Raw genomic sequence first — 14,026 nt, 5'->3', positions numbered from 1 at the left:
TTATTTATGTTTTTGGTTTTAGTTATAGTATTGATTTAAATTAATATTATAGCCTTTATAGATGATTGGTTAGTTTGAATTTGCTCGTTTGTTTCCCTAAAGAGAAATGTATGAAGTATAGATGGATGTTACTTTCTTTGTTGTTGGGTTGCTCTTCTGCATCAAGTGAAGCAGAAGAAATAAGTAATGTTAGTGAACCGACTCAAAAACCAGCTGTGGAGATTATTTACAATGATCCACGTGATCCCATCGAAGGTTTTAACCGTGCGATGTGGGATTTTAATTATCTGATTTTAGATAAGCACCTATTCCGTCCAATTGCCCATGGTTATAACGACTATTTACCTTCCCCTGTTAAATCTGGTGTCAATAATTTTGTACGCAACTTTGAAGAACCTAGTTCACTAGTTAATAATGCATTACAGGGTAAATGGGGCTGGGCAGCTAATGCTGGTGGTCGTTTTACTGTAAATACAACCCTAGGGTTACTTGGCGTTGTCGATGTTGCTGACATGATGGGAATGGTCAGAAAGCAAGATGATTTTAACGAAGTACTAGGCTATTACGGCGTCCCTAATGGTCCATATTTTATGGCGCCATTTTTTGGTCCTTATGTGACTCGGGAACTCGCGACAGATTGGGTTGATGGTCTATACTTTCCATTATCAGAGTTCTTGTTGTGGCAATCAATTTTAAAATGGGGATTAAAAAATCTCGATTCCCGAGCATCTGCTATAGATCAAGAACGTTTATTAGATAATGCGCTTGATCCGTATACTTTTGTCAAAGAAGCTTATTTTCAGTATATGGATTACAAAGTTTACGATGGCAATGTGCCTGCTAAACAAGATGACGATGAGTTACTCGAAGAATATTTATCAGAGCTTGAGTAACACTGCCGAGGCGAAAAGCAACTTCGGCAGTTAGCTGCCGAGGGAGTTGTATGGCATTAACCGATGTCTCTGTGCTTTTAGTTGAAGATGATTCAGTTTTTAGGCAGTTATTAGCGGATTTTTTAATCCAGCAAGGCGCCGTTGTATTTGAAGCTTGCGATGGTGACGAAGGCGTCAGTGAGTTTCAATCTCACCCAGTTGATATTGTCATTGCAGACTTAAGTATGCCGAGGCTAGGTGGCCTTGGCATGCTAAAACAAATTCTTAAGATAAACCCCGCTATTCCTTCAATCGTCATATCCGGTAATAACGTTATGGCTGATGTAGTTGAAGCTCTTAGGTATGGTGCAAGTGATTACCTTGTAAAACCAGTTGCTGATTTAAAAATTATTGAGCATGCAATCGAACAAGCCATTTCTCCTGTGAATAATGAATTTGGTGTTGTCGACTTTAATGACAGTGACGCCGTCATTAACTCTGCGGCTAGCATGAGCCAAGATTTATCTTATCAAGAACTCAGTGATAATTTTACTTTGCTTGAACATAATGCAGAAGCGGCTAAAAGTGTTCAGCAGCAGCTTTTTCCTGCCTCTAATGTGAGTTATCCTGCCGCTAGGATCCATTACAGTCTTTGTAAAAATAGCGATGTTAGTGCATATTTCATTGATTCCACCATGGTGGGCGACAATCACTTAATTATGTATATGGCTCACTTCCACCCTGAAGATAATCGTTCAGCATTCGGTTGTGTAATGCTGCGAAGTTTTGTTAATCAAAAGCTCAAGCTATATAGAAATGGACTCAGTAACACTCTTATTGAGCCATTTAACATGTTGAGTTACCTCAATGACAGAATGGCAAATTCAGGTTTAAATCTTTATGTCGATATCGTTTATGTCGCGGTAGAGTTAACAAATTTTCGGGTGGCAGTTGGACAAGCTGGAAGCGGTTTAAGGTGTTATCTAAGAAATGATAATGGTTTGGCCCCATTAGCTATATCTGAATCTTTACAGCTTGGAACTGTGCAGTGGAATAAGCCCAGTATGCAGTTTAGAACATTAATGCCTAATGAAAAAATCTGTATTGCAAGCAACATCTCTCAACACAAAAATCGACTATTGAAAAATCAATTTGATGGTTTGTTTTATGATGAAGACTTACCTGCTGGTGGTTTTATTGAGCTCGAATTAATTTAAAGGCTTTTCTAAATTTCATTGGTTATTTCAGCTAGGGGCTGTTGTTCTTTCAAGGTTATTTTTGCAGCGAGTTGTTGGTCATTTATACAAGGCAGAGACTTTGTGGTGTAGTTATTCTACATAAAAAGTCGATAACGCAGTAAAAATAACCAACAAACGCTGCCCGAAGGGGTCGACTAAAAGTGCTTTACTCTTTGTTGAATGAATCTTTGTGAATAAAAGGGGCTTAGATGACTAGGCATCAATTCTTTCGCCTCGATTAAAACGCTTTTATTTCGAACGAAACTTAAGCGGCAAAGATCAACAGCCCCTAATAAAAGCATAAAAAAAACCTCGCATTAGCGAGGTTTTTTTGAAGTGTTAACCAAAGGATTAGCTTGGTTTAATTGCTTCATGTTCAGCAGTAACAGCAATTTCTTCTGCTAAAGCTTCTTCTTCAGTTTCATTATGGCCTTCAGCGCCGTGCATCCAGTCAACTAACTTGTCTGCCATGAAGTAAAGAATAATACCAGATACCGCTGAAGTGATTGCGATACCAGCGAAGATAGCCATTGCGTTAGCTAATTGCTCTTCTTTCTCACCGCCATGTCCAATAAATGAACCAACGATGCCGCCGACTTTGTTTGCAATTGCTACGAATAGGAACCATGCACCCATCATTAACGATGCGATACGAAGTGGAGCAAGTTTAGTCACCATTGAAAGACCAATTGGAGATAAACATAGTTCACCCATAGTGTGGAAGAAGTATGCACCGACTAACCACCACATGCTTGACTTAGCATCAGCGTCGCCACCCATTTCTAAAACCGCACCAATCATGAATAGGAAACCAATACCGAGTAAAACTAGACCAAGCGCAAATTTCACTGGCGAGTTTGGCTCGTTTTTACCGAGTCGTACCCATATAGAGGCAATAACAGGAGCGAAGATAACAATAAACATCGCATTTAATGATTGGAACCAAGTGGTAGGAACTTCCCAGCCACCAATCATACGATCGGTGAAGTCATTGGTGAACAAGTTCATTAGACCGCCAGCTTGCTCGAAACCAGCCCAGAAAATGATGGTGAAAAGACCCATTATCATGATGACTTTAATACGGTCACGTTCAACTTTAGTCAGTGGCTCTTTACGAACATCACCTTGCTCTTTTTGCTTTTCTTTTTCAAGTTTCGCAGCAGGGTAACGACCGATGTCACCTAACAGTTTTTGTGCAAACACAAATTGAATGATTAATGAAAGTACCATACCGATACCAGCACAAAGGAAGCCCATTTGGAAGTTACCGTCATATGCAGCAACAACTGAACCTACGATAATACCTGAAAGGAACGCACCTACGTTGATACCCATGTAGAAGATGGTAAATGCACCGTCACGACGATGATCGCCTTCTTCATATAAGTCACCAACCATAGTAGAGATATTTGGCTTAAATAGACCGTTACCAATGATTAAGGTAAATAGGCCTATATAGAAAACCGTTGTTTCAGCGCCAGGTGCCCAGCTATGTGGGAAGGCAAGTGTGAATTGACCAGCAGCCATTAATGCACCACCAATCATGATGGCTTTACGTTGACCTAAATAGTTATCTGCTAACCATCCACCAATGAGTGGTGTTAAATAGACAAGACCTGTGAAAGTACCGTAAAGAGAGATTGCATCGGCTTGTGTCCAACCAAGACCGTGACCACCTTCAGATTGAACTTTATCAACTAGATAAAGTACCAAAATGGCACGCATTGCGTAGTAACTGAATCTTTCCCATAGTTCTGTTGTAAACAGCAGGAAAAGCCCCTTGGGATGACCAAGCATGGTCCCCTGTGGTTTTGCATTGCTCATTAAGTCTTCCACCTTAAGCTTGTGATTTGCCTGCGGGACAAAGGTCGCCACAGAAATTGTTGTCTGCAATGGTAATTAATTTCAACGTATTGATATTTTCAGGCTTCAGCCTTTTAGTGTTTCAATTTGGTTGCTATAAAATTAATCACTTTGTTGTTTATTTATTATATTAAATATCGTCTTTTTAAAGTTTTAATCATGAAAACCTCAAAAAGCTAACCTTATATACCCTTTAAAGCCCCTAGAAGTCAATGGTAGTGGGGCATCTGGCTGAGTAAATACTTGTACAAAATCACCTTTTAAAACGATTTGTAGGATACGTATGTTGTAGCTTTGGGCTGTTTTGTACGTTTTGATTGCCAGAGGAAAGTTTGAGTAAATTTATCCATAAACTACTTTGGGGTGCTGTTTTAGTTTGCTTTATATAGGCGCGAGTTTGGCAATTGAAACTATACTTGTTTAATCAAATGTATTTGCTTTGCAAACTCTTAACAAATATATAAAATGTAACTCGCTGGATTTATACTGATAAATTGTTTTAGTTATAAATAATTAACTATTTCACAACTAATGGGCAGCCCCAAGTTTTGAGAGTAAGGTAGCTAAATGATGATTAGAGTGTTGGTCTTACTCATTTTCTTATGCTTTATACCGGCGAGTTTTGCTTGGGTAGATACGGACAAAGACGGTGTGCCTGATAAAAAAGATGCCTGCCCAGGTACACCATTAGGTGTAGTGGTGTTAGCAAATGGCTGCCAAGAAGTCACTGAATTAACAAGTGCAAGCAATTTGAACCAACAAACGGCGAGCGCTCAATCACAAGGTGTTTATCTTTCTCAAGAGCCTCCATTACTGATTTATTTTGACTTTGCACGTGCAGAGGTTTTAGCCACACAACTTCCTACAATTAAAAAAGCTTTACCAGTTTTACAAGAAAGCAAAGGGCTCATACTGGTCGGGCACACTGATAATGTGGGGCCGGAACAAACCAATTTAAGTCTTTCGTTGAGAAGGGCGTTGGCAGTCAAAAAAGTATTAATTGAGCAATATAATTTTGAAGCAAGTGCAATAACAGTGCTAGGAAAAGGAAGCCTTGAACCAGTGACAAACAATACCACAACTGAGCAAAGGCAATTAAACAGACGTGTTGAATTTAAAGTAAAAAAATAATTTTTATTAAGGGAGTAAGACAATGGAAAATATTGAAGGTTTGATGGCGCAAGCCCCAGAGCTTATCGTGACGTACGGCTTGAAAGTTGTCATGGCAATTGTGATATTTATTATTGGTAAATATCTGGCAAATGTGGCTAAGAATTTAACCACAAAAATGATGATAGGCCGCAAAATTGACCAAACAGTGGCATCTTTTGTTGGTAATTTAGTATGGGGATTAGTTTTTGTATTCACCATCATTGCTACCTTAGGACAGATTGGTGTTCAAACTGCTTCTCTAGTTGCTGTTATTGGTGCTGCTGGTCTTGCTGTTGGTTTGGCGCTTCAGGGGTCTTTATCAAACTTTGCCGCAGGCGTATTGATGGTTATCTTCCGCCCTTGTCGTGTAGGTGATTTTGTTGAAGCCGCTGGTGTCGCTGGTGTGATTGAAGAAATTACCATTTTCTCAACTAAGCTTCGTACAGGCGATAACAAAACGATTATTGCTCCAAACTCAGCAATGATGGATGGCACTATTACTAATTACTCAACTAAAGAAACCCGTCGAGTTGATTTGGTCATTGGTGTAGGTTACACGGCTGATATTGCAGAAACCAAGAAAGTTATTTCTTCTGTATTAGATAACAATCAATATGTACTTAAAGATCCTGAATACACTGTTGCACTAGGTGAGTTAGCAGATTGTTCTATCAACTTTGTGGTTCGTCCATGGGTTAAAACAGCAGATTACTGGCCGGCTCATTTTGAGTTACTAGAGCAAATTAAAAATGCACTCGATGCAGCTAATATTGAAATTCCATTCCCGCAAATGGATTTACACTTAAAAGATATGCCAGCTCAGTAATACCGAGTTAAGCAATCACTTTAAAGTCAGCATTTATGCTGGCTTTTTTGTTTGTGAGATTTAACTCAGCTATGACAATATTTTTTAAGGTAGAATGAGTTTCTTATATTTTAACACTGCTTTTAAACGAGCTTGATGTAGTTGAGAATAAACATGATAGATTTTCGAAGTGATACTGTGACCAAACCAACCGATGCGATGCGCAAAGCAATGGCTACTGCCGAGGTTGGTGATGATGTTTATGGTGATGATCCTACCGTCAACCGTTTACAAGATATGGCCGCAGAGCGTTTTGGCTTTGATAGTGCCTTATTTGTTAGTTCAGGTACTCAAGCTAACCTTTTAGCGCTTATGAGCCATTGTGAACGCGGCGATGAGTATTTGTGCGGACAGCAAGCCCATAATTATAAGTTTGAAGGTGGTGGGGCAGCTGTGCTTGGCAGTATTCAGCCACAACCGTTAAATAATCAAGCTGATGGTAGTATCTTATTGTCAGATATTGAAGCGGCAATCAAACCTGATGATGTCCATTTTGCGCACACTCGCTTATTGAGTATTGAGAATACTATTGGTGGTAAAGTTTTACCTCAACAATACCTTGCTGACGCGCAAACTTTAGCGTTCAATCGAGGGTTAAAAATTCATTTAGATGGTGCCCGTGTTGCTAATGCTGCTGTGGCTCAAAATGTTCAAATAAGCGAAATTACTCAATATTTTGACTCGGTATCAATTTGTTTATCGAAAGGCTTAGCCGCGCCTGTAGGCTCTATTTTACTTGGCGATGAACGTTTGATAAAAAAAGCGGTTCGCTGGCGCAAAATGCTTGGAGGTGGAATGCGCCAAGCTGGCATTATCGCAGCAGCGGCTGAGCTCGCTATTACTGAACAGGTTGATAGGTTAGCAGAAGATCATGACAACGCTGCTTTACTCGCTCAACATTTAACTGAGATGGCGGAATTTAATGTTGATGCTAAACAGGTTCAAACAAACATGGTGTTCGCTGAACTCGATAAACGTTTTGATGTTAACCATTTAACCTTGTTGCTATCGCAACAGGGGATATTAATTAGTGCAACTTATTCATTGCGTTTTGTTACTCATAAAGATATCAGACGTCAAGACGTTTTAACGTTTATTGATGCGCTTAAGAAGTGCCTGCCTCAAGCGAGAACTCAATAGCCACTGAATATTGTCCACCCAAAGGCAATTGAAAAGCATAACTTAGGTGAATTAGTCTGAATGCAACCTGTCGGTTTCGTTTCCTCGATGTGACTAGAACTGACAGGTTGCCCTAAATCAGATCAGCCCCAAGATTTGTTAGCTGCTTTCGTTAGCTAATGATTTCTAGATTTGAATAGAATCTAAATTCAAAGTCTAGGTCAACGTCTAAATCAAAGTCGTGGCGCTTCGCCCACACCAGACTAAAAGGGAGTGAACTGCGACTCCCTCTTAGAACACCCCGCAGCTCCGGCGAAATTTAAACAGCAAAATTTCCAACGGAGAATCATCCAGCTTTTAACCTCCCTTGTAGACTGCTTCAGCCTTATTCGAAAATGCTAACGCTTCCGATGGTGCATCCCTGCACCGCGAAAGCTAGCCTGACGTCCTGTCAGGCTCACGCTATTTTCTTCAACGTCCTCAATTCAAATGGAGTCTTTTAGATTTGTATCTTTTTTATCTTTAAGTTGACGCGATTAAAGTTAAATCGAAGAAATGAAAATTCCGGTGTAAGCACGGCTGTGACCGTCCATGACATGGACGTCATGGCCGAGCTTTCAGGGATGAACTTGCAGCGTGTCACAGTCGTGCTTGCACAAGAGCCTGCGGCAGGCAATGGATTAGATAGAAGTAATGGTCTTAAGTAACTAACCCAATTTATATGAGGTATAAAATTGTTGCTCTTAAAACGTTTTTGTCCAAATGTGAGTTACGATACCAACAGGTCCCCTTGTACGACCTAGTCGTGACCAACCAGCGGGTGTGTAAGGTCGAGTATGTGTTACTACAACTTAGGTATAAGTTATGCTTTTTTTGGTGCAATAAAGAGATAGTTTGCTTTCAATTAGGTCATAAGACTCTTTTATAATTTTATTAAAATATAAAATGGTGATATTAATCAATGGTTTAATTTTATGGTATTGAACTTGCTACCTCTTTAGGGGTATTCATAATTTAAGGATCAATATCATGGAATATTTAGGCCGTCATATTGTAAAACCTATTGATTTAAATTCTGATAAAAATCTATGCTGTGGTCAGTTAATGAACTGGCTTAACGAAGAGACTTCAATTTTTGCCCGCTGCCAAATGCACAGTAAATTACTGATGCCGAAATTAGTCTCAGAGATAAACTTCATGAGCCCAGCTTCTCTTGGGGATGTGATTGAGTTCGGTATGGAAATTATTAGTTTAGGACAAAGCTCTATTACCTTACGCTGTAAAGTCCGAAACAGTTTAAATAACGCCCCGATTGCTTTTGTGGATAAGGTCGTATTCGTTAATATTAATGAACGAGGCTTACCCGTTCCTCATGGAATAAGGGCAAATGCAGCTTAGAAATTAATTATGCATAGTGCGCAAGCACTAAAAAGCCCACTTCATTTAAATGAAGTGGGCTTTTTTATTATATTCAGCTACTTAATAAAATTCATTACCAAGATAGTGAGCAAAACTATTTCCGACTAATATTTAGTGGAGCTTAAGGTGCGGATGAATAATGCGTCCAATACCTTTGGCTAACATCATTAATGTCCCTTTTACTACACCATGTAATTCAATCAAATGGCGACGATAAAGTGATGTATAGACAAATCGGGCGATCTTACCTTCAACGAGTACACCACCACCCATAAATGACATTAAGTTACCTACTGTATGGAACTTAGATAAATTAACCAGCGAGCCAAGATCTTTATAGACATACTCATTGGTTGGCGCTTTACCATCAAGCATTAACATGATGTTGTCAGCTGTCATTAAGGCCATTTGCCTCGCTGATTGACCACGTGGAGGAACCCAGCTACCGTCTTCTTGTGGGCAGGCTGCACAATCCCCAATTGAGAAAATATGGTCGTCATAGGTGGTTTGCATGTTTTGCTTAACCATGACTTGATTAATATGGTTACTCTCTAATCCGCCGATACTATTTAGAAAGTCTGGCGCTTTAACACCAGTAGACCAAATGACCATATCTGAAGGAATTAAGTTTCCATCAGTAGTCGATAGACCTTCAGGGCTGACCTCGGTAATGCGTGTATTAGTCATGACGTTAACGCCCAACTGTTTAAGTTCGCGAGTCACTGAGTTTGAAATTTCAACTTTATCTACTTTCGGTAAAATACGCTCATCTGCTTCGATAAGTGTTACCTCAAGTAAACTGGTATCGATTTTATAACCAAAGCCACTTAACTGATCAACGGCATGGTGCATTTCAGCTGACATTTCAACGCCAGTTGCACCAGCGCCGACAACGGCAATTTTTATTTTTTCATCTAGCTGATGATGACTGGCGTATCGCATAAATTTATTCAATAAAATTTTACGAATAGACATCGCTTGCTCAGTGTTATCTAAGAACACACTGTGCTCTTTAACGCCGGGGATTTTAAAGTCGTTAGCAACGCTACCAATGGCAATAACAGCATAATCGTATGGGATTTTACGAGCAGGTAGTAGCTCTTGGCCTTCATCATCATTGATAGGGGCAAGAATGATGTGCTTTTCATCTCGATTAATATCTATCATGGCACCTTGTTGAAAGTGATAACCATGATCTGATGCGTGTCCACGGTAGCTAATTGCATCTAGACCAATATCAAGAGCACCCGTTGCTACTTCATGTAATAAAGGTTTCCAAACATGGCTTTCTGCGCAATCAACTAAAGTGACTTTTGCTTTGCCTTTCTTGCCAACTTTACGGCCTAATTTAGTGGCGATTTCCATACCACCTGCGCCGCCACCGATGATGACGATATTTGGAACTGCTTGCATCGTGTGATGCTCCTTTGACTTAAGATTAAAATAATTCGGTAAAATTTCTTTAAAACCACAACTATGAACCAAGTGTTTACTGGATAAATTGGTTGAATGCTTAGTCGGGGTGACGTTGATTAGTGTGGGTATTGAGCCCAAAGAGTGAAATCAACTACATAGCGTTAGCGCTAAATTTTAGTACAACATATGGGTCACCACAGCGAGTTGCTGGTAATGAAGTACATTAGAGGTTAGAAATTCAGATAGAGATGTTTATATATTAAACAGTAGGGGACGTCTAAATAAGTTCGTTAAAGTGTGATCGACTATTAAAACAGAATAAAAAAATGAGCAATGGATCACTAATTCCAATAAAAAATGTCGCCTAAAACACAAAACCGACAAGCAAAAACTTGTCGGTATCAGTATAGCGATTGTTATTTAACTCAATATCGCTATAAGTAAGCAATTACTGTGCTTTAGCTAAGCGACCGTTATAGTCTTCAACAAGATGAGCGATAATTTTCTCTGGGTCAGCATCTTGACAGCATTTGTCTAAGAATACTTTGAAGGTAACTAATGAATGGGCATTGTTGAACATACGGTTACTTTGCATAGCATAGTATGTGTCATCCGTATTGGATTTCCTGACGACAAACTCGCCACTTTTGAAGGCTTTTGTACCTGGCTCATCATGCCATTTTGTGATTCTGTTTAAGGCGATTTCGCTAGATTGATTGACTTCGACATGATTTAACCAGCTGGCTGGTTTTTCGTTTTCTTTGTAATGAGGACATCTTACTGTGTAGTTGTACACATGAGTGATTGCTGTCATAGCTTACCTACTTTTTTAAGAATGTAATTCATCATAGACCGCTAATTTAACTTTGGTCAACGGTTATTTATAGAAGTTAGATCTAGTTAACAAATGTTAATGGGTTAACTTTTTTTATTTAATAAATTCAGAGTGTTGAGTGGTTTATTTGTTTGTGTGTATTGCACGATTAATAGCCGAAGCGTGTACTTACTAGCTGAGTCTGATACATCAATAAGACAATAATGAGCTATGCACAACCTAATGCAGTTGTGCATAACCAAACATTGCTATAGCAATCATTTTTAATAAGTTTTGCTACTGCTTCTTTCTTTATACTTGCTATTAATTCTTTCTTTATACTTGCTATTAATTCTTTCTTTATACTTGCTATTAATTCTTTCTTTATACTTATAGTGCGTTGGTGAATATTTCGCAAATTTCAGCATGTGTTGCTTGCTTAGGGTTAGTTAGGCCACAAGCATCTTTTAATGCATTATCAGCAAGCACAGGGATATCTTCTGGGTTAACCCCTAGCTCAGTGAGATTCGCAGGAATATTAACGGCGACAGATAAGGTTTTGATTGCATCGATAGCTGCTTCAGCACCTTGCTCGTCGGTTAATCCTGCAATATCAACATTCATCGCTTTTGCAATATCTTTTAATTTTGCAGGTACTACTTTGGCGTTGTAACTCTGAACATGTGGGAGTAACAGCGCATTACACACACCATGTGGTAAGTCGTAGAAGCCACCAAGTTGATGCGCCATTGCATGAACATAACCCAGACTTGCATTGTTAAATGCCATACCAGCTAAAAATTGTGCGTAAGCCATTTGCTCACGTGCATCAATATTGTCACCTTGCTCAACGGCATTGATTAAATTCGCTTGGATAAGCTCAATGGCTTTAATTGCACAGGCATCAGTAATAGGTGTTGCCGCAATAGATACATAAGCCTCAATGGCGTGAGTTAACGCATCCATACCTGTTGCAGCCGTTAATGCTGCAGGTTTTTCTATCATGAGCTCAGGATCGTTCACTGATAAAATTGGCGTGGTGTTTTTATCAACGATAGCCATTTTAATATGACGTTTTTCATCGGTAATAATACAAAAACGCGTCATTTCACTTGCTGTGCCTGCTGTGGTGTTAATAGCGACAAGTGGCATTTGTGGTTTAGCAGACATATCTAAACCTTCATAATCACCAATTTTTCCGCCATTGGTTGCGACTAAAGCAATACCTTTTGCACAATCATGTGGTGATCCACCGCCTAAAGAAATCACAAAGTCACATTCGTGGGCATTTAGCATCGCTAAGCCTGCTTCAACATTGGCAATGGTTGGGTTTGGTTGCACGCCATCAAATACAAACACAGCAATGCCATTTTCAATGAGTTTGCTGGTGACTTTGTCAACTAAACCAATTTTTACCAAAGGTGTATCGGTGACGATTAATGCACGTTTAAAACCTAATGTTTTAATGTCATTAATCGCTTCATCAACACCACCTTGACCAATCACATTGACACTTGGGATAAAAAATTTAGTAGCCATAAAAACCTCATAAAAGCGTAAAATATAAAATGATAAAATTCTTTTCTGTCGTTAAAGTAACAACCAAACTCACTATAGTTTGTGATTAAAGTCATATATTCATACTTGTTTTGCTCGGTTTTGTAGTTTTAATACCAAAGAGGGATTCGGCGCAGATTTTACTATTTAGATTTGATCTAGAGCATATTTGAACTGAAAATGAAAATGCCTATAACTAAATTAGTTATAGGCATTTAAGTCTGTTTAATCAGAAGACTTTAGCTGTTTAGCTTGTAGGGCAAGCAGTTTCCACAACAGTGTTAATCACGATCTCAGTGACAGGTATATCGTTACTTGTGGTGGTGATGTTGATCTGATCTGCTACATCAAACCCTTCAACTACTTGACCAAATACTGCGTATCCTGGACTAGTACTATTTTGATAATCAAGATCTGTGTTATCTAGGGCATTAATATAAAACTGTGATGTCGCAGAGTTGAAGTCATTTGTTCTTGCCATCGCAACCGTATAATGAGCATTTGTTAAGCCTAGATTAGTTTCAAGCTCAATAGGGTCATTACCAGGTTTTGCTACTAAGCCTGAAGTAAACCCTCCACCTTGAGAAACAAAGTTATGAATCACTCGATGGAAAATAGTGCCATCATAAAATTGTTCATCTACGTAATTTTTGAAGTTTTGCCCGGTAATTGGCGTCGTAGTTGTATCAATAGCTAAGGTCATATCACCCAGAGTGGTAGACATTAAATAACAGATATCCATTTGAAGCTCTTTATCTTCAACTGGTGGGAGCGGGTCTGGCGCAACTGGATCTGGAGAGCTTGAATCTGAACTTCCGCCACATGCGGATAAAGTAAGAGCGAATAATACAGGGTACAACAGTTTCATTTGAGGCCTTTATTTTTGTTTTATTTATGTAGCTAGCATGTTGCTTAAATGGTTTGTTGAAAGCAACAGAAAAAAGATAAAGATACAAACTGTTACTTTGATATCTGATTTTTAAAGTATCAGCCCCCAACAGAAACAAACCATCGAGTGTGATTCTGCGATGGCATTATTAGCTTTATCACAATATAAAGCCTGTGAATAAATCGCCAAATTAGGCCATAGCCGTTACAATGACGCCATTATTGGTAGTGTAAATTAGAGAAAAATATGACTTTTGATTCAATTGGCTTTTCACAGCCTATTTTAGATGCTGTAACAGCTTGCGGTTATGACAAATTGACCCCTGTTCAGCAAGTTGTGATGCCATTGGCCATTGAAGGTAAAGACATCTTAGCCAGTGCTCAGACGGGGACAGGTAAAACTGCTGCTTTCTCATTACCTTTGTTGTCACTTCTAGAGCAGCAACTTGAAGAGCAAGACAATAAAACTGCTTGGCAAAGGCTTCGAGTATTAATCATGACGCCAACGCGAGAACTCGCAATCCAGATTGAACAAAATATTGTCAATTATGCGCAGTTTCTACCATTTGAGAGTGTGGCTGTATACGGGGGCGCCAGCATTAACCCTCAACGCAAAGCAATAGCTAAAGGCGTTGATATTTTAGTGGCAACCCCAGGCCGACTTTTTGATGTCATAGGCCAACATGATTTGGACTTATCATTTGTTACTCATTTAGTGATTGATGAAGCTGACCGTATGTTGGACCTAGGCTTTGTTAAAGATATTGAAAAGGTAAAGCGCTTAGTCAATCGTCAACATCAWGGTTTGATGTTGACGATTGAC

Annotated in this window: 13 protein-coding genes; 8 read left to right on the top strand and 5 right to left on the bottom strand. The window is 39.2% G+C overall.

What is annotated here, in order from left to right; all coding sequences use genetic code 11:
* The first annotated feature begins 110 nt into the window (after positions 1 to 110).
* Positions 111 to 893, top strand: a complete 783-nt coding sequence (locus FNZ24_RS07585) for a VacJ family lipoprotein (RefSeq protein ID WP_153913885.1) — start codon at positions 111 to 113, stop codon at positions 891 to 893.
* A gap of 50 nt (positions 894 to 943) precedes the next feature.
* On the top strand, positions 944 to 2,089 hold the full coding sequence (locus FNZ24_RS07580; protein WP_153913884.1) for a response regulator: 1,146 nt from the start codon (positions 944 to 946) through the stop codon (positions 2,087 to 2,089).
* Positions 2,090 to 2,461: 372 nt separating this feature from the next.
* Here FNZ24_RS07580 and FNZ24_RS07575 read toward each other — a convergent pair whose 3' ends face one another.
* A complete protein-coding gene (locus tag FNZ24_RS07575; protein WP_153913883.1) occupies positions 2,462 to 3,934 on the bottom strand; it encodes a peptide MFS transporter in 1,473 nt (490 codons plus the stop codon).
* 606 nt (positions 3,935 to 4,540) lie between these two features.
* Between FNZ24_RS07575 and FNZ24_RS07570 the strand changes: the two genes are divergently transcribed.
* From FNZ24_RS07570 to FNZ24_RS07555, 5 genes are all read left to right on the top strand, one after another.
* Positions 4,541 to 5,104 (top strand): OmpA family protein, encoded by a 564-nt coding sequence (locus FNZ24_RS07570; protein WP_153913882.1) that lies wholly within the window; start codon positions 4,541 to 4,543, stop codon positions 5,102 to 5,104.
* A gap of 22 nt (positions 5,105 to 5,126) precedes the next feature.
* Entirely contained in the window at positions 5,127 to 5,951 is an 825-nt protein-coding gene (locus FNZ24_RS07565) for a mechanosensitive ion channel family protein (protein ID WP_153913881.1), read from the top strand.
* 153 nt (positions 5,952 to 6,104) lie between these two features.
* Complete coding sequence (ltaE, locus tag FNZ24_RS07560) at positions 6,105 to 7,130, top strand: low-specificity L-threonine aldolase (protein ID WP_153913880.1); 1,026 nt, start codon at positions 6,105 to 6,107, stop codon at positions 7,128 to 7,130.
* A 560-nt stretch (positions 7,131 to 7,690) separates the two neighbouring features.
* Positions 7,691 to 7,816 carry a hypothetical protein gene (locus FNZ24_RS21825; protein ID WP_267463722.1) on the top strand — a complete coding sequence of 42 codons (126 nt, stop codon included), beginning with the start codon at positions 7,691 to 7,693 and terminating at the stop codon, positions 7,814 to 7,816.
* A 322-nt stretch (positions 7,817 to 8,138) separates the two neighbouring features.
* On the top strand, positions 8,139 to 8,507 hold the full coding sequence (locus FNZ24_RS07555) for a hotdog domain-containing protein (protein ID WP_153913879.1): 369 nt from the start codon (positions 8,139 to 8,141) through the stop codon (positions 8,505 to 8,507).
* Between the two features lie 132 nt (positions 8,508 to 8,639).
* Here the strand turns inward: FNZ24_RS07555 and FNZ24_RS07550 are convergent, their stop codons facing one another.
* The 4 genes from FNZ24_RS07550 to FNZ24_RS07535 all read right to left on the bottom strand — a co-directional run bounded on the left by FNZ24_RS07550 (position 8,640) and on the right by FNZ24_RS07535 (position 13,183).
* Positions 8,640 to 9,941, bottom strand: coding sequence for an NAD(P)/FAD-dependent oxidoreductase (locus FNZ24_RS07550; RefSeq protein WP_153913878.1), 1,302 nt, complete (start codon positions 9,939 to 9,941; stop codon positions 8,640 to 8,642).
* Between the two features lie 451 nt (positions 9,942 to 10,392).
* Positions 10,393 to 10,758, bottom strand: a complete 366-nt coding sequence (locus FNZ24_RS07545; RefSeq protein WP_153913877.1) for a cytoplasmic protein — start codon at positions 10,756 to 10,758, stop codon at positions 10,393 to 10,395.
* A gap of 390 nt (positions 10,759 to 11,148) precedes the next feature.
* Positions 11,149 to 12,297, bottom strand: coding sequence for an L-threonine dehydrogenase (gene yiaY / locus FNZ24_RS07540; protein ID WP_153913876.1), 1,149 nt, complete (start codon positions 12,295 to 12,297; stop codon positions 11,149 to 11,151).
* Between the two features lie 265 nt (positions 12,298 to 12,562).
* On the bottom strand, positions 12,563 to 13,183 hold the full coding sequence (locus FNZ24_RS07535; RefSeq protein ID WP_153913875.1) for a peptidylprolyl isomerase: 621 nt from the start codon (positions 13,181 to 13,183) through the stop codon (positions 12,563 to 12,565).
* A gap of 267 nt (positions 13,184 to 13,450) precedes the next feature.
* Here FNZ24_RS07535 and FNZ24_RS07530 point away from each other — a divergent pair.
* Positions 13,451 to 14,026 (top strand): DEAD/DEAH box helicase (locus FNZ24_RS07530; RefSeq protein WP_153913874.1); only part of this gene is annotated, 576 nt, incomplete at its 3' end.

This window comes from Shewanella sp. TC10 (genome assembly GCF_009663145.1).
GTDB lineage: Bacteria > Pseudomonadota > Gammaproteobacteria > Enterobacterales > Shewanellaceae > Shewanella.
Note: the sequence above shows the minus strand (reverse complement) of the source record. Positions and strands in the feature narration are given on the sequence as shown.